Origin of the sequence: Mycolicibacterium novocastrense (genome assembly GCF_001570485.1) — a bacterium.
Lineage (GTDB): Bacteria > Actinomycetota > Actinomycetes > Mycobacteriales > Mycobacteriaceae > Mycobacterium > Mycobacterium novocastrense.
Genome location: NZ_BCTA01000036.1, coordinates 114,521 through 130,648 on the forward strand (window position 1 = coordinate 114,521; position 16,128 = coordinate 130,648).

The 16,128-nt window shown below is 66.5% G+C and carries 14 protein-coding genes; 3 read left to right on the forward strand and 11 right to left on the reverse strand.

What is annotated here, in order from left to right; genetic code table 11:
- Positions 1-3: 3 nt before the first annotated feature.
- From RMCN_RS13555 to uvrC, 8 genes are all read right to left on the reverse strand, one after another.
- Entirely contained in the window at positions 4-1,227 is a 1,224-nt protein-coding gene (locus RMCN_RS13555; protein WP_067389938.1) for a phosphoglycerate kinase, read from the reverse strand.
- A 3-nt stretch (positions 1,228-1,230) separates the two neighbouring features.
- Positions 1,231-2,253, reverse strand: coding sequence for a type I glyceraldehyde-3-phosphate dehydrogenase (gene gap, locus RMCN_RS13560; protein ID WP_064416290.1), 1,023 nt, complete (start codon positions 2,251-2,253; stop codon positions 1,231-1,233).
- Positions 2,254-2,332: 79 nt separating this feature from the next.
- A complete protein-coding gene (locus RMCN_RS13565) occupies positions 2,333-3,043 on the reverse strand; it encodes an ABC transporter substrate-binding protein (RefSeq protein WP_067389941.1) in 711 nt (236 codons plus the stop codon).
- Between the two features lie 201 nt (positions 3,044-3,244).
- Positions 3,245-5,878, reverse strand: coding sequence for an ATP-binding protein (locus RMCN_RS13575; protein WP_067391098.1), 2,634 nt, complete (start codon positions 5,876-5,878; stop codon positions 3,245-3,247).
- A 102-nt stretch (positions 5,879-5,980) separates the two neighbouring features.
- Entirely contained in the window at positions 5,981-6,958 is a 978-nt protein-coding gene (whiA, locus tag RMCN_RS13580) for a DNA-binding protein WhiA (protein ID WP_110765852.1), read from the reverse strand.
- Entirely contained in the window at positions 6,955-7,992 is a 1,038-nt protein-coding gene (gene yvcK / locus RMCN_RS13585) for a uridine diphosphate-N-acetylglucosamine-binding protein YvcK (protein ID WP_064406055.1), read from the reverse strand. The genes whiA and yvcK overlap by 4 nt, the downstream gene beginning before the upstream one ends.
- Positions 7,989-8,903, reverse strand: a complete 915-nt coding sequence (rapZ, locus tag RMCN_RS13590) for an RNase adapter RapZ (RefSeq protein WP_064406053.1) — start codon at positions 8,901-8,903, stop codon at positions 7,989-7,991. Before rapZ ends, yvcK begins: the two co-directional genes overlap by 4 nt.
- Positions 8,900-10,894 (reverse strand): excinuclease ABC subunit UvrC, encoded by a 1,995-nt coding sequence (gene uvrC, locus RMCN_RS13595; RefSeq protein WP_067389946.1) that lies wholly within the window; start codon positions 10,892-10,894, stop codon positions 8,900-8,902. Before uvrC ends, rapZ begins: the two co-directional genes overlap by 4 nt.
- Positions 10,895-10,946: 52 nt before the next feature.
- On the opposite strand from uvrC, the gene RMCN_RS13600 reads away from it, so the two are divergent.
- Complete coding sequence (locus tag RMCN_RS13600; RefSeq protein WP_234787657.1) at positions 10,947-12,908, forward strand: gamma-glutamyltransferase family protein; 1,962 nt, start codon at positions 10,947-10,949, stop codon at positions 12,906-12,908.
- Positions 12,905-13,372 carry a GNAT family N-acetyltransferase gene (locus RMCN_RS13605; protein WP_067389949.1) on the forward strand — a complete coding sequence of 156 codons (468 nt, stop codon included), beginning with the start codon at positions 12,905-12,907 and terminating at the stop codon, positions 13,370-13,372. Before RMCN_RS13600 ends, RMCN_RS13605 begins: the two co-directional genes overlap by 4 nt.
- Here RMCN_RS13605 and RMCN_RS13610 read toward each other — a convergent pair.
- The 3 genes from RMCN_RS13610 to RMCN_RS13620 are packed head-to-tail and all read right to left on the reverse strand — an operon-like array spanning position 13,359 to position 15,600.
- A complete protein-coding gene (locus tag RMCN_RS13610; protein WP_064416295.1) occupies positions 13,359-13,808 on the reverse strand; it encodes a PH domain-containing protein in 450 nt (149 codons plus the stop codon). The genes RMCN_RS13605 and RMCN_RS13610 overlap by 14 nt on opposite strands.
- Complete coding sequence (gene ribH / locus RMCN_RS13615; protein WP_064416296.1) at positions 13,805-14,284, reverse strand: 6,7-dimethyl-8-ribityllumazine synthase; 480 nt, start codon at positions 14,282-14,284, stop codon at positions 13,805-13,807. The genes RMCN_RS13610 and ribH overlap by 4 nt, the downstream gene beginning before the upstream one ends.
- The gene (locus RMCN_RS13620; protein WP_064348424.1) at positions 14,281-15,600 is read right to left on the reverse strand and encodes a bifunctional 3,4-dihydroxy-2-butanone-4-phosphate synthase/GTP cyclohydrolase II; all 1,320 of its coding nucleotides are present in this window, start codon (positions 15,598-15,600) and stop codon (positions 14,281-14,283) included. Before RMCN_RS13620 ends, ribH begins: the two co-directional genes overlap by 4 nt.
- 179 nt (positions 15,601-15,779) lie before the next feature.
- Here RMCN_RS13620 and RMCN_RS13625 point away from each other — a divergent pair, with 179 nt between their 5' ends.
- Entirely contained in the window at positions 15,780-16,103 is a 324-nt protein-coding gene (locus RMCN_RS13625) for a hypothetical protein (RefSeq protein ID WP_067389952.1), read from the forward strand.
- Positions 16,104-16,128 lie beyond the last annotated feature (25 nt).

Genomic DNA, 16,128 nt, shown 5'->3' on the forward strand with positions numbered 1-16,128 from the left:
CTCTCACTGTTCCAATACGGCGATACCGGGCAGCTTTTTGCCTTCAAGGTATTCCAGCGAGGCCCCGCCCCCGGTCGAAATGTGGGAGAAGCCCTCTTCGTCCAGACCGAGCTGACGGACCGCCGCGGCGGAATCGCCGCCGCCGACGACGCTGAATCCGCCCTTGGCGGTCGCGGCGATGATCGCCTCGGCGACGCCCTTGGTGCCCGCCGCGAACGCCGGGAACTCGAACACGCCCATCGGGCCGTTCCAGAACACGGTCTTGGCGTTGGACAACAGCGTCGTGAACCGCTCGACCGAGCCCGGTCCGATGTCCAGGCCCATCTTGTCGTCGGGAATCTTGTCGGCGGCGACGACCTCGGCCGTCGCGTCCGCGGCGAACTTGTCGGCCACCACGATGTCCACCGGCACGTGGATCACGTCGGCGTAGGTGTCGAGAAGCTTGCGGCACGTTTCGATCATGCCTTCCTCCAGCAGCGAGGAGCCGACTGAAACGCCTTGTGAGGCAAGGAAGGTGAAGCACATGCCACCGCCGATAATCAGGCTGTCGGCCTTCTCGGCGAGCGATTCGATGACCGCCAGCTTGTCCGACACCTTGGACCCGCCGAGCACCACGGCGTAAGGCCGGTCGGTCGAGGTGGTCAGCTGCTCGAGCACCTTGACCTCCGCGGCCACCAACGTGCCCGCATAGTGCGGGAGCAGCGTCGCGACGTCGTATACCGACGCCTGCTTGCGGTGCACCACCCCGAAACCGTCGGAGACGAAAGCCCCGTCCTCACCGACCAGTTCGACGAGCTGCTTGGCCAACGCCATCCGTTCGGCGTCGTCCTTGCTGGTCTCGCGCGGGTCGAAGCGGATGTTCTCCAGCAGCAGGATGTCGCCGTCGGTCAAACCCTCGGCACGGGCGAGCGCGTCGGTTCCGACGACATCACCGGCCAGCTGAACATGGCGACCGAGCTGCTCCCCCAACGCCTTCGCCACCGGAGCAAGCGACAGCTTCGGATCGGGTCCGCCCTTGGGCCGACCGAGATGCGCTGTGACGATCACCTTGGCGCCGGCATCGGAGAGTGCCTTCAGCGTGGGCACAGACGCGGTGATACGACCCGGGTCGGTGATGTTGCCTTCATCGTCGAGCGGGACGTTGAGGTCCGAACGAACAAGCACTCCCCGATCCGAAACACCTTCTGCCAGAAGGTCTTCCAGAGTCTTGATGGAAGACGAAGCCACGGCTTACAGCGACTTGCCGACGAGCGCGACCAGGTCGACCAGCCGGTTGGAGTAGCCCCACTCGTTGTCGTACCAGGACACGGTCTTGGCCTGGTTGTCGATCACCTTGGTCAGGCCGGCATCGAAGATCGAGCTGTGTGGGTCGGTGACGATGTCGCTGGAGACGATCGGTGCGTCGTAGTACTTCAGGATGCCCTTGAGCGGACCGTCCGCGGCCGCCTTGAACGCCGCGTTGATCTCGTCAGCCGTGGCGGACTTGGACAGCTCGGCGGTCAGGTCGGTGCACGACCCCGTGGGGATCGGCACGCGCAGCGCATAGCCGTCGAGCTTGCCCTTCAGCTCGGGCAGGACCAGGCCGATCGCCTTGGCGGCGCCGGTGGAGGTCGGGACGATGTTCAGCGCGGCGGCGCGGGCGCGGCGCAGGTCCTTGTGGGGGCCGTCCTGCAGGTTCTGGTCCTGGGTGTAGGCGTGGACCGTCGTCATCAGGCCCTTGACGATGCCGAACTCGTCGTTGAGCACCTTGGCCAGCGGGCCGAGGCAGTTCGTGGTGCACGAGGCGTTGGAGATGATGTTCTGGCTGCCGTCGTACTTGTCGTCGTTGACGCCGAGGACGATCGTGATGTCCTCATCGGTGGCGGGCGCGGAGATGATGACCTTCTTGGCGCCGGCGTCCAGGTGGCCCTGCGCCTTGTCCCGCTTGGTGAAGATGCCGGTGGACTCGACGACCACGTCGACCCCGAGATCGCCCCACGGTAGGGCCGCCGGGCCCTCCTTGACCTCGAGGGCCTTGATCTTCTGGTCACCGATGACGATGGTGTCGTCGCCCTCGAGACTGATCTCGGCGGGGAACCGGCCGAGGATCGAGTCGAACTTCAGCAGGTGCGCCAAGCTGGCGTTATCGGTGAGGTCGTTGACGGCAACGATCTCGATGTCGGTGCTCTTGCCCTCGGCCTTCTGCGCGGCGAGCGCCCGGTAGAAGTTGCGCCCGATGCGGCCGAAGCCGTTAACGCCTACCCGGATGGTCACTGGTCTCTCCCTTAGTTGCCTCAACGTGTAGTGCTCGACCGCCAGCCTAGTGGTGTGATAGCGGCCACGTGTCACCTGGTCAGTGCATGGCCAGGCGTTGATCCGCGTACGGGTTGCCGAGCCACTTGCGGCGCATCTGCTGCAGGGTGCCGTCGGCCTCCAGCTCGGCCTGCGCGACGGTAAGCCGTCCGAGGAGCGCCTGGTCACCGAGCGGAACCGCGATCGCGATGTCTTCGACGGTGAGGCCGCGCTGGACGACCTCGACCGCTGGAACCGCCCTGACCAATTCGGTCAGCACCGGCGCGAGCTTCATCAAGGCGTCGCAACCTCCGGTGGACAGATCGGTCAACGCGTCGCTGATGGAGCCATAGTCGTAGAGGCGCACGGCGCCGGCCTTGCCCTCCGCGGCGAGGCGCTCGGCGATCGGCTGGCTGGTGTTGCCCCGCTGCACGCCGAGGGTCAGGCCCTGCAGGTCGTCGATGGAGGTGACGCGCGGCAGCCGGCGGGTGTCGACGGCCAGCGCTTGACCGGAGATGAGGTACGGAGGAAGGAATGTCGCCTTCCTCTCGCGCTCGGGTGTGACGGTGGTACCGGCGGCGACGCAGTCGTAGTCCGATCCCAGCCCGTCGAAGATGCCGTCGAAGTCGGCTCCGTCGTAGGGCACGAATTCGATTGTCGCGCCGATCTTGTCACCCAGCGCGTGCATCAGGTCGATGTCGAAGCCACCGTCGTCGGGCATCGCGTTGAAGGGCGGGTCGGGCTTGGCCACACCGACTCTCAATGTCTCCATGGATTCACCGTAGTTGTTGCGCGCAACCGGCCAAAGCTGCTGCGGGGCTGAACAGAAACCTGTCGTGCGCCTCGATGGCCGACCGCAAAACCCTGTCAAGGCAAACAAGCGCGACCCGCATGGCATCCGCTTCGGACTCCCACCGGCGAGTCGAACCCTCGATGTCGGTGAACAGAAACGTCACGACGTCCCGCGGTGCATTCATGACGATTGGTCGAGTTCTGCTCGGAGCCGAGCTATTTGATCGTAGGCGTAGGCCGCGATCTCGGCAGTCGTCAAGGCTTTGCCCGTACCGGCAAGCGCTTCATACGTGCCCTCATCGAGAGCGTCACGCAAGGAATCCGTCGCGGCTTCGAACTCTGGAATGACAGCCAAGGCAAGCGCGTTGCCCGCGAAACCAGAGATCACGGCCGCGGGTTCGTATCGTCCCAGACGTCCGAACAGCGAAGCGAGAATGGCCAGCGGGGTGCAGATACTACTGGTGTTGCCGGAGTCGTGATATGAGCGGATCGCCAGCGTGATGTGGTCCAAGGCCGAACTCATGTCGCCCTCCTCGACCTCGAGTCTGGCCAGACCGACCGCCGGTATCGACTCGTTGAAGCGGACGCCGTTGTCCCGGGCGATCTCTAAACTTCGCCGTAAGACGGCGATAGCGCGTGCCGGGTCTGTCGTACTGATCGCGAAGCCACAGGCACTCAACGCGAACGAAACCATGAACGGGTTGTGGGTGCCCTCGGCATCTTCGACGAGGCCGTTCGCAGCTCTTATAGCCCGGTCGTAGGCACCGGAGAATACCAGGCCGAAAATCTCACTACCCCTGATGAACACATTGGCGTCTTGTCGGCGTGCAAGTTGGGCACGGCAAGATTCCGCCCACTTACCGGCCTCGCCCACGGCGAGATTCGCCGAGCCGAGCCAGTTCTCGATTCCGTACGGCAGCGGGCTGCGGTTCTTCTCGAGGATCACCCGACCAAGCCGGTCGTACTCGAACGCTTCCTCGATCCGCCCGGCCATCCAACATACGGACGCTGTAACACAGAGATGTGGCAGCAGCGGATGATCGATGTCGTTCGCCGGCCCGATGAGCTCTTCAGTCCAGGCGACCGGCTCGTAGTTCGCCACGCAGAAACCGATCAGTGCGGCGTGAGTGGCGATCGTGGCGGCCGTGTCGAGATCATTTCGGCCCGAGCTGAAGCGAAACGCTGTGCGCAGGTTGGCGAGCTCCTTGAACAACCAGTCATAGGCCTCGCGTTGGCGGGGGCTGTCCCACAACGCCGTGATGTCGGCGACCCGTTGAGCGAAGTAGTGGGCATGGGCGGTTCGAACCTCAGTTGCTTCAGCGGAAATTGCGAGTTCTTCCGCGGCGAATTGGCGAATGGTTTCGAGCATGTGATACCGAATTCGTTTCGCAGACCGGTCCGCGACGAGCAAGGACTTGCGCACCAGCGCGTCAAGTCCATCGAGGACAGCGTAATCATCGGCTTCATCGAACCCAGCCACTGCGCAAGCACTTTCCAGATCGAAACCGCCCGTGAACACCGAACATCGGACCAGGATTGACTTTTCGTTCTCCGACAGGAGGTCAAACGACCAGGCGACCGCGTGACGCAGCGTTTGATGCCGACGAGACCCGCGTCGTGATCCCACTAGCAGCCGGAACCTGTGATCGAGGCGGTCACGCACTTCGGTCGCCGTCATCGAGGCCATCCGCGAACCGGCCAGTTCGATCGCGAGGGGGATCCCGTCGAGACGTCCACAAATCTCTGCGACCGCGTCCGCCTCGTCCCGCATCGAGAAATGGGGTGCAGCCGCGCGGGCGCGCTCAGCGAACAGGGTCGCTGCCGGCGACTCGGCCCCAGCATCGACGGCCAACGCAGGAACCGGCCAGATCTGTTCGCTTTCGACGCCCAGCCCCTCCCGGCTGGTGGCAAGTACTCGCACTGTCGTCGATTGGGTGAGTACTGCCTCAACGACCTCAGCTGCGGCGTCGAGCACGTGCTCACAGTTGTCGATTACCCACAGCCTGTTCCGGCCTTCTTGCGCCGCGGCCATCGTTTGCGTCACGGTTCTTCCAGGTTGCTGCGTGATACCTAAGACTGCGGCCATCGCGTCAGGTACCGCGGACGGATCAGAAACGGCCGCGAGCTCAAAAACCCAGATGCCATCCGGGAATTCATCGATCATGCGGCTGGCGGCCTCAAAACCCAAGCGGGTCTTTCCGACACCGCCCATCCCGGTCAACGTGACGAGGCGATGGGCCCGTATGGCATTCTGGACGTCGAGAAGCTCCGACTCACGCCCGATGAAGCTGGTCGTATGTGCGCGTAGATTCCCGTGACTCGCGTCCACTGTCCGTGGGGCCGGAAACGCGGTCTGTAGCCCCTGTGCGTGGACCTGAAACAGCGTCACCGGAACTGAAACGTCGCGCAGCCGCTGCGGGCCAAGGGTCACGAGTTCCACGCCGCCGAGAAGAACCGCCGTCGACTCCGCGACGAGGATCTGTCCACCGTGACCGGCCGCCATCACGCGGGCCGCGCGGTTGAGCACCGTGCCGAAGTAGTCACCATCGCGAACCTCGGCCTCACCGGTCGCGATACCCATCCGCACCGGCAACTCCAACTCGCGCTGGGCGTCGACGGCGGCCTCGACCGCGGCGCTCGGTGACGCGAACGCGGCAGCAAGACCATCACCACTGTGGCTGAACACGAATCCGTCATTCGCCTCGATGGCGGACCGCAACACCTTGTCATGGCAAGCAAGCGCGACCCGCATGGCATCCGCGTCGGACTCCCACCGACGAGTGGAACCCTCGATGTCGGTGAACAGGAACGTCACGACTCCGGTGGGCGGGTCACCCGCGGACACAAGTGAAGTGTCGGCCGAGTGGCCGCTTGTCACACGCTTTTCGCCGAAATGCCCGCCGTATGGCGAATCGAGTTAGGCGTCCTCGAGCAGGTCCGGGGTGACGGCCGCCTCGGTGTCGGGAATGCCGTCTTGTTTGGCCTTGCGATCGGCCATCGACAGCAACCGCCGAATGCGGCCCGCCACAGCGTCCTTCGTCATCGGCGGATCGGCGAGCCGGCCCAACTCCTCCAACGACGCCTGCCGGTGCTCGACGCGCAACTTGCCGGCGGCGGCGAGATGGTCGGGCACCGTATCGCCGAGGATCTCCAGCGCGCGTTCCACGCGTGCGGCCGCGGCGACCGCCGCCCGGGCCGAGCGACGCAGGTTGGCGTCATCGAAGTTGGCCAGCCGATTGGCGGTGGCCCTGACCTCGCGCCGCATCCTGCGCTCTTCCCATGTCAGCCGGGTGTCCTGCGCCCCCATCCGCGTCAACAGCGCACCGATCGCCTCACCGTCGCGCACCACCACCCGGTCGGTACCGCGCACCTCGCGTGCTTTCGCGCTCACCCCCAGCCTGCGGGCGGCGCCGACAAGTGCCAGCGCGGCCTCCGGACCCGGACAGCTGACTTCCAACGCCGACGAGCGTCCCGGTTCGGTGAGCGATCCATGCGCCAGAAATGCTCCGCGCCAGGCTGCTTCGGCATCGGCCACGCTGCCGCCGACCACCTGTGCCGGCAGCCCACGCACCGGGCGGCCCCGCAGATCGAGCAGACCGGTCTGCCTGGCCAACGCCTCGCCGTCCTTGGCCACCCGCACCACATACCGGGTGCTCTTGCGGATCCCGCTGGCCGATACGACGTGCACCGTGGCGTTGTAGCCGTACAGGTCGTAGATGTCTTTGCGCAGCCGCCGGGCGATGATGCCGAGATCGACCTCCGCCTCGACGACCACACGACCCGAAACGATGTGCAGTCCGCCGGCGAACCGCAGCAGCGAGGCGACCTCAGCGCGCCGAGCACTGACCGAATTGACGATCAGCCGACTCAACTCATCCTTGACCTCGGCTGTCATCGCCACGGGTCGTCACCTCTCGGTCCATTCGCTGTCGACGTGGGCACTGCCGGCGCCGGAGCGGCGGCGCCGCGAAGACGCACACCTTCCAATGCCGCGGCCAAGCGCGCCGGGTCATGTAAAGGTGTACCAGGTCTGGATACGTCGGCAAACTGAACTTGAGCACGAAGGATGTTCGCGGTTCGACGCAGTTGCTCACGCTCACGCTCGCTGGGCACCCGGCTGGCGTCGACGATGATGTCGTGCACGCTGAAGTCGGGCGCATGCTGCGACAGCACGTGGATGTGTCGCTCGACCGAGAAGCCCGCCGTCTCCCCCGGTTCGGCCACCAGGTTGAGCACCAGAGCCCGCCGCGCCGCGGTCGCTTGTAGCGCAGCCGCGAGCTCGGGAACCAGCACATGCGGGATGACGCTGGTGAACCACGAGCCAGGGCCCAGCACCACCAGGTCCGCCGCCATGATCGCGTCCACGGCCTGTCGGGTGGCGGGCGGATCCCCGGGCAGCAGCCGCACGCGGCGGACCTTGCCCACGGTCGTCGCGATCGCCACCTGTCCGCGGATGACCCGGCTCATGCGGGGGTCGGATTCCAGACCCGCCACGTCGGCCTCGATGCCGAGCCCCATCGGGCACATCGGAAGCACGCGACCCTTCACGCCGAGGATGCGGCCGAGTTCGTCGAGCGCGGCGACCGGGTCGGCCAGCACCTCGCTGAGACCCGCGAGAAGTAGGTTGCCGATCGGATGTCCGGCCAACGCCCCGCTGCCACCGAACCGGTGCTGAATGATCGTCGCCCACAGTCGGCCATGTGGACTGTCAGATGCCAACGCGGCCAACGCCATTCGAAGGTCACCCGGAGGCACGACATCCAGCTCGTTGCGCAGTCGGCCCGAAGAGCCGCCGTCGTCGGCGACCGTGACGATGGCCGTCACGTGCGGTGTCAGCCTCCGCGCCGCCGACAAGGTCGCATAGAGCCCGTGTCCACCACCGAGTGCAACGATGCGCACCGCGGCGAGCCGCGAATCAGATGAAGTCATTCGCGACCCAGATCCCGATGCAACACCCGCACCGTCAGGTCATCACCGCCCTGAAGCTGCGCCGCCAATGCCTCGGCGATCGCCACGCTTCGATGTTTGCCGCCGGTGCATCCGATGGCGACGGTCATATATCGCTTCCCCTCGCGGCGGTATCCGTCGATGACTACGTCGAGCAGCCGATGATAGGTCTCCAGGAAGTCGCCCGCACCGGGTTGCCCGAGAACATAGTCGCGGACCGCGGGATGCTGACCGCTGTGCGGGCGCAGGTCGTCCACCCAGTGCGGGTTCGGCAGGAACCGGACGTCCATCACGGTGTCGGCGTCCATCGGCAACCCGTACTTGTAGCCGAACGACTCGACCGTGACATTCGTGTGCGCGACGGTCTCGCCACCAAAGGCGCGTTCGATGCTCTCGCGCAGCGCGGGCACCGACAGCGAGGAGGTGTCGATCACCAGATCGGCCGACGCACGCACCGGCGCCAACAGCGCGCGCTCGGCCGCAATACCTTCTGCCAGAGTCTGATTGCCCTGGAGCGGATGACTCCGTCGGTTCTGTTCGTAGCGGCGCACCAGGCTCTCGTCAGAAGCGTCCAGGAAGAGCACCCGCGGCGCGATGTTGCGGGTCGCGAGCTCGTTGCGGACCCAGTCCAGGTCTCCGGTGAAACCGCGCGAACGCACATCCATCACCACCGCCAGCTGGGTGATCCGCGAACCGGCCGCCAGCCCCAACTCGACCATCTGCGCGATCAGTTCCGGCGGAAGGTTGTCGGCGACGTACCACCCCAGATCTTCGAGCACCTTGGCCGCGGTGCCCCGGCCCGCGCCCGAGAGGCCGGTGACCAGAACCACGTCGATACCGGAGTCGGCGTTGGCCTCGTCGCGAAGCTCCTCGTGCATTCCCTGGTCCGTCATCCCGATACCCTGCTCTGATCATCGTCGACGGCCGGCTCGGGCGCGTCGCTTTCGAGCGGTACGCCGAGCGCGTCGAGCACGGCGCGGGCGGTGGCGACACCGATGCCGGGTACCGCGGTGATCTCCTCGATCGACGCCTCCTTCAACCGGGCCACCGAACCGAAGTGGGTGACCAGTGCTTTGCGGCGATGCTCACCGAGCCCTCGAACCGAGTCAAGCGCCGAAGCGGTCATCCGCTTGGAACGCTTGCTGCGGTGATAGGCGATGGCGAACCGGTGCGCCTCGTCACGGACGCGCTGCAGAAGGTAGAGGCCTTCACTGTTGCGCGGCATGATCAGCGGGTCGGGCTCCGACGGAACCCACACCTCCTCCAGGCGCTTGGCCAAGCCGATCACGGCCACGTCGGTGATACCCAGTTCGTCGAGCACCGCCTGTGCGGCGTTGACCTGTGGCGCACCACCGTCGACCACGAACAGATTGGGCGGGTAGGCGAACTTTCGCGACTTCCCCTCCGCAGAAAGCTCTGTCGGATGCTGCACGTCGTGCAGGTGACGGTAGAACCGGCGCCTGGTCACCTCCGCGATCGACGCGACGTCGTCGGAGCGGCCCTCCCCCGCGGCCTCACGGATCGCGTAGTGCCGGTAATCGGACTTGCGCGGTAAGCCGTCCTCGAAGACCACCAGCGAGGCCACCACATCGGTGCCCTGCACGTGGCTGATGTCAATGCACTCGATACGCAACGGCGCCTCGGCCAGCCCCAATGCGTCCTGAATGCTCTGCAGCGCAGCGGTTCTCGCGGTGAAGTCACCGGCACGCTTGAGCTTGTGCTGGGCGAGCGCATCCTGCGCGTTGCGGCGGACCGTCTCGGCGAGCGCGCGCTTGTCACCGCGCTGCGGCACGCGCAACGACACCCGAGAGCCGCGCAGCTGGCTGAGCCAGGCCGCCAATTCGTCGGAGTTGCCGGGCAGGCACGGAACCAGCACCTGGCGCGGTACCGGATTGGTCGCCTCGTCGCCGCCGCTGTCACTGGCGCCACCCAATTCGGCCTGATCGCCGTAGAACTGCGTCAGGAACTGTTCCACCAAGCGTTCCTGGCTTGATTCACCGGGCTCCCCGGACTTTTCCACGATCCAGCCGCGCTGGCCGCGCACCCGGCCGCCGCGGACGTGGAAAACCTGCACCGCAGCTTCCAGTTCGTCGTCGGCGAATGCCACCACGTCGGCGTCGGTGCCGTCGCCGAACACCACCGCCTGTTTCTCCAGCGCCCGTTTGAGAGCGCCGATGTCGTCGCGCAGGCGTGCGGCCCTCTCGAAATCCAGTTCCTCGGCGGCCTGGTTCATCTGGTGTTCCAAGTCGCGGATCAACCGATCGGTCTTACCGGCGAGGAAGTCGCAGAAGTCGAGGACGATCTGGCGGTGCTCCTCGGCACTCACCCGACCGATGCAGGGAGCCGAACACTTGTCGATGTAGCCCAGCAGGCAGGGCCGATCGATTTGCCTGTGGCGCTTGAACACTCCTGCAGAACACGTGCGGGCCGGAAACACCCGCGTCAGGAGGTCGAGGGTTTCGCGGATCGCCCACGCATGCGAATAGGGTCCGAAGTACCGGACGCCCTTGCGCCGCGCCCCGCGGTACACCATCAGCCGCGGGTACTCCTCGTTGAGCGTGACCGCGAGCACCGGGTACGACTTGTCGTCTCGATACCTGATGTTGAATCGCGGATCGAACTCCTTGATCCAGTTGTATTCGAGCTGGAGCGCCTCGACTTCGGTGTTGACCACCGTCCACTCGACGCTGCCCGCCGACATCACCATCTGCCGGGTGCGCGGCGCCAGGTTGACGACGTCGGCGAAGTAGGAGTTCAGTCGGCTGCGCAGGCTCTTCGCCTTGCCGACGTAGATCACCCTGCCGTGCGGATCGCGGAATCGGTAGACGCCCGGTTCGACGGGGATCGACCCGGGAGCGGGTCGGTACGTCGATGGATCGGGCACGGATCCAGGTTACTGCCGCGTTCCGACCGCCCCGATCCACTACCGTCGAGTGATGCGGATCTCGTCGCTGACCAAGGTGATGGCCCCGCTGACCGGGTTGGTGCTGGTGTTCGCCGGCTGCTCGACCGACGACGGCGCCGAGCCCGAGGCCGCCGGACCGTGTGCGATCGTCGCGAACGGCACCCCGGTGGTCAAGACCACCGCCGCCCCCTCTCCCGGGTCGCCGCCGACCTCCCGCGACATCTCCGTCAATCCCGAGGTGGCCACGGGTTACCGCACCGACATGACGCCGGTGCGCACCAACAGCTATTCGGTGGCCACCGCGAATCCGCTGGCCACGCAGGCCGCGTGTCAGGTGCTCCGCGACGGCGGCACCGCGGCGGACGCGCTCGTCACCGCGCAGGCCGTTCTCGGCCTCGTCGAACCGCAGGCGTCCGGTCTCGGCGGCGGCGGCTTCCTGCTCTACTTCGACGCGGCCTCCGGTGAGGTGCAGGCCTACGACGGTCGCGAAATCGCGCCGGCCGCGGCCACGGAGAACTATCTGCGTTGGGTGTCGGAAACCGACCGCACGGAGCCCAAGCCGGACGCCAGGGCCTCGGGCCGCTCGATCGGTGTGCCCGGCATTGTCCGGATGCTGACCGAAGTGCACGCCGATCACGGCAAGACGGGTTTGCGCGATCTGTTCGCTCCCGCAGTCAGGATGGCCGACGACGGCTTCGACATCAGCGCGAGGCTTGCGGCGGCCATCGATGATGCGGCACCCGAACTCAAGCGCGACCGCCAAGCCGCCGAATACTTCCTCAACGCCGATGGCAGCCCCAAGATCGAGGGCACCCGGCTGACCAACCCGGCGTACTCGAAGACGTTGGGAGTCATCGCAACCGACCCCGCGGCGTTCTACACCGGCGCCATCGCCCGCGACATCGTCGCCGCGGCGGCCGACGGATCCGGTGGCCGGACGCCGAGCCTGATGACCGTCGAAGACCTCGCGGGCTACACGGTCAAGGAACGCGAACCGCTGTGCAGGCCGTACCGCGGACGGGAGATCTGCGGAATGCCGCCGCCGTCGTCCGGCGGCATCGCCGTCCTGGCGACGCTCGGCATCCTCGAACACTTCCCGATGGCCGATCACAAACCCGGTGACGTCGACCTCAACGGCGGCCGGCCGTCGGTCATGGGTGTGCACCTGATATCGGAGGCGGAGCGGCTGGCCTACGCCGACCGCGACAAGTACGTCGCCGACACCGATTTCGTGCCGCTGCCGGGCGGCTCACCCGACACGCTGCTCGGCAGCGACTACCTCGCCGGGCGGGCGGCGCTGATCTCCGAACAGCACAGCATGGGCACCGCGAAACCCGGCGAGTTCGGCCCGCCGACCAGCCCCGCACCGCCCGTCCCGGAACACGGCACCAGCCAGGTCAGCATCGTCGACTCACACGGCAACGCCGCGTCGTTGACGACCACCGTCGAATCGGCGTTCGGTTCGTTCCACATGGTGGACGGGTTCCTCCTCAACAACCAGCTCACCGATTTCTCGGCCGAGCCGGCAGGCCCCGACGGCGCGCCGGTGGCCAACCGGGTCCAGCCCGGTAAGCGACCCCGCAGCACGATGGCGCCGACGCTGATCTTCGACCAGGCGCAGGACCGGCCCGGGCAGCGCGGGCGCCTGTATGCGGTCCTGGGTTCGCCCGGCGGTGCGGTGATCATCCAGTTCGTCGCGAAAACCATTGTGGGAATGTTGGATTGGGGACTCGACCCACAGCAGGCGGTGTCGATGGTCGACTTCGGCGCGGCGAACACGCCGAAGACCAACGTCGGCGGCGAGCATCCGGTCATCGACACCTCCGATGGCGGCAACCACGACCCGCTCGTGCGGGGGTTGCGCGCACTCGGCCATCAGGTGGACCTGGCCGACCAGTCAAGCGGCCTGTCGGCGATCACCCGGGACGGCACAGGCCTCATCGGCGGGGCGGATCCGCGCCGGGAAGGGTTGGTCATGGGCGACACCCGATGACCGCACGCGTCGCCCTGCTCTGCGAAACCGACTGGCAGACATTCGCCGCCATGCGCTTGAGGGCGCTGGCCGACTCGCTGGGTGAAAGGGATCCGAGCTACCGGGACGAGGCGGCCTTCACCGCAGCGCAGTGGCGGCGGCGGTTGCGCGACCATGCCCAGTTCGTCGCGTTCGACGGTGGCCGTCCCGTCGGCATGATCGGGGCGCAGCAGGAGAACCGCGAGACCGTATACCTGTACTCGCTGTGGCTGCAACCTGCGGCGCGGGGCCGTGGCCTGGCGCGGCGGCTGGTCGCCGCGGCCCTCGACTGGGCGCGCACCAGCGACTCGCACACGGTTCGGCTGCGGGTGGCGACCGGCAACGCGGCGGCCCGTCAGGTGTACGAGAGCATCGGGTTCACCGTCGCAGCCGAGCAAACCACCTCCGGGCTCGACGAACTCGCGATGTCGCTCAGCGTGAGTTGAGCCCCTTGTAGCGCTCGACGACGTCGCGAACGCGGTCCATCGCGTCGATGGCGCGTCCCTTATCGACGGCCTGGATCGCCATGATCGGGATGTACTCGTCGTCGGGCAGATCCACACGCGCCCACCGCGCGCCGCGCGGGAAAGAGATGTCGACCACGTCCGACCACGGAATCGTCTTGTCACCGACGAGGTTCCGCACGGTCACACCCGATGCGCCGACGCGCAGCCGGGGCCGGGCGAACATCAGGACGACCGCGGCGATGACGACCCCGAGCAGCGCGATCGCCACCTGGTCGGCGGTGCGGAAAATCACCCCTGTCGAGCTGATCTTGAGCAATGCGCCGACCGTCACGTGCGCGGCGAGGATCACCGCTGCGGCGGCGTAAGCGAAATACGGTGCCAGATGCGGGCGTATCTCGACATCCCAGTCGGTCATGAACCCGAACGAAGGTCGCGCAAGGTCAGCGCGGTGGACAGCGCGGCGGCCGCCGCCTGCGCACCCTTGTCTTCAGACGACGAGGGCAGCCCGGCCCGGTCGAGAGCCTGTTGTTCGGTGTTCGTGGTCAGCACGCCGTTGGCCACCGGTGTCGACGCATCCAGCGACACCCGGGTCAAACCCTGCGTCACCGCGTCACACACGTAGTCGAAATGCGGTGTCTGCCCGCGGATCACCACACCCAGCGCCACGACCGCGTCGTGATTGGCCGCCAGCGCCTGCGCCACGACGGGAATCTCGATGGCGCCCAGCACCCGCACCACCGTCGGATTCTCGACTCCGGCGGCGACAGCCACCTTGAGCGCCCCGTCGAGCAGCGCGTCGCAGATGGTCTCGTGCCAGGTGCTGGCCACGACGGCGAGCTTGAGTCCCGATCCGTCGATGTCCGGAAGATCGGGTACGCCCGTACCGCTCACAGGGCTCCACCGAGGTCGGTCGGGCGGCGGTCACCGAGCAGGTACACACCCTCGTCGTAGTCGGCCATGGTGGTGGCCTCGTGATAGGCGTCCAGCCCGCTCAGATCGTGGCCCATCCGGTCACGCTTGGTCATCAGGTAACGGATGTTCTCTTTGTTCGCCCGCACCGGGAGCGGCACGCGTTCGATGATGTGCAGCCCGTAACCGTCGAGCCCGACGCGCTTGGCCGGGTTGTTGGTGAGCAGCCGCATCGAGCGCACGCCCAAATCGACCAGGATCTGCGCTCCGATGCCGTAGTCGCGGGCGTCGGCGGGCAGGCCGAGTTTGAGGTTGGCGTCGACGGTGTCGTCACCGGCGTCTTGCAGTTGATAGGCCTGCAGCTTGTGCATGAGGCCGATGCCGCGCCCCTCGTGGCCGCGCATGTACAGCACGATGCCGCGGCCTTCGCGCGCGACCATCGCCATCGCCGCGTCGAGCTGAGGCCCGCAGTCGCAGCGCCGGGAACCGAACACGTCACCGGTGAGGCATTCGGAGTGCACGCGCACCAAAACGTCGTGGCCGTCGCTGGTCGGGCCCGCGACGTCACCCTTGACCAGCGCGACATGTTCGACGTCGTCGTAGATGCTGGTGTAGCCGACCGCGCGGAATTCGCCGTGGCGGGTCGGTATCCGAGCCTCGGCGATGCGCTCGATGTGCTTCTCGTGCTTTCGCCTCCACTCGATCAGGTCGGCGATCGAAATCAGCGCGAGGTCGTGCTCGTCGGCGAAGATCCGCAGCTCGTCCGTCTGCGCCATCGAGCCTTCGTCTTTCTGGCTGACGATCTCGCAGATCGCACCGGCCGGCTGCAGCCCGGCGAGGCGCGCCAGGTCGACGGCGGCCTCGGTGTGGCCGGGGCGGCGCAGCACGCCACCGTCCTTCGCCCGCAGCGGCACTACGTGGCCGGGCTTGGTGAAATCGTCGGCGATGCTTGACGGATCCGCCAGCAGCCTCATCGTCGTCGCCCGGTCGGCAGCAGAGATACCCGTTCCCACACCGTTTTTCGCGTCCACCGTGACGGTGTAGGCGGTGCCGTGCTTGTCCTGGTTCACCGCGTACATCGGCAGCAGACCCAGCTTGTCGCAGATGGCGCCGTCCAGCGGGACGCACAGGTAGCCCGAGGTGTAGCGGACCATGAACGCGACGAGCTCCGGAGTCGCCTTTTCGGCGGCGAAGATGAGATCGCCCTCGTTCTCGCGATCCTCATCGTCGATCACGACGACGGCCTTGCCCGCGGCGATATCAGCCACCGCGCGCTCAACAGTGTCAAGCCTCGTCACCACATCAGTATGAACCACCGGGGTCCAGAACTTATTGCCAGGCCGCTGAGCTGGACGTTTACCCCCGCTTTCAGCGTCGGCGGCACCGTGTGGAACCTCTGTGTATTTTCGGGATTGTTCCTCGGCCGAGTCGCCGGATGTCTACGCTACGTTTCCTGGTCACGCTCAAAGGGACTCATATGAACGCGTCACGTCTCACCGTCTCGAGGCTGCTGTTCGCCGTGTGCGCTGTGGCCGCCTCCGGTCTCTTCTTCGGATCCGCTCCCGCGGTCGCCGAGCCGTTCGACCCGGCACCTCCGGGGCCTTCCGCCGGTGCTTCCGACGTGATCCCGGCGGTGGGAGTGCTCGAAGGCATGTGGCGGCAGTACGTGCCCCGAAACGTGGCCCCGCCCGACCAGATGGGTGCGGTCGACCGGTTCTTCAACGAATTCGTTCCGACCGCCACCCAGGTCAGCGACTTCTTCACCGTCATCCAGCAGTTCCGCGGGCCGCTCGGCTACTAGCCCCGGGTAAGACCGCCGGCCTGAA

Coding starts and splice junctions, on each gene's coding strand:
- RMCN_RS13565 (WP_067389941.1), bottom strand. CDS start 3,043: ATGGAGACATTGAGAGTCGGTGTGGCCAAGCCCGACCCGCCCTTCAAC.
- whiA (WP_110765852.1), bottom strand. CDS start 6,958: ATGACAGCCGAGGTCAAGGATGAGTTGAGTCGGCTGATCGTCAATTCG.
- yvcK (WP_064406055.1), bottom strand. CDS start 7,992: ATGACTTCATCTGATTCGCGGCTCGCCGCGGTGCGCATCGTTGCACTC.
- rapZ (WP_064406053.1), bottom strand. CDS start 8,903: ATGACGGACCAGGGAATGCACGAGGAGCTTCGCGACGAGGCCAACGCC.
- RMCN_RS13600 (WP_234787657.1), top strand. CDS start 10,947: ATGCGGATCTCGTCGCTGACCAAGGTGATGGCCCCGCTGACCGGGTTG.
- RMCN_RS13605 (WP_067389949.1), top strand. CDS start 12,905: ATGACCGCACGCGTCGCCCTGCTCTGCGAAACCGACTGGCAGACATTC.
- RMCN_RS13610 (WP_064416295.1), bottom strand. CDS start 13,808: ATGACCGACTGGGATGTCGAGATACGCCCGCATCTGGCACCGTATTTC.
- RMCN_RS13625 (WP_067389952.1), top strand. CDS start 15,780: ATGAACGCGTCACGTCTCACCGTCTCGAGGCTGCTGTTCGCCGTGTGC.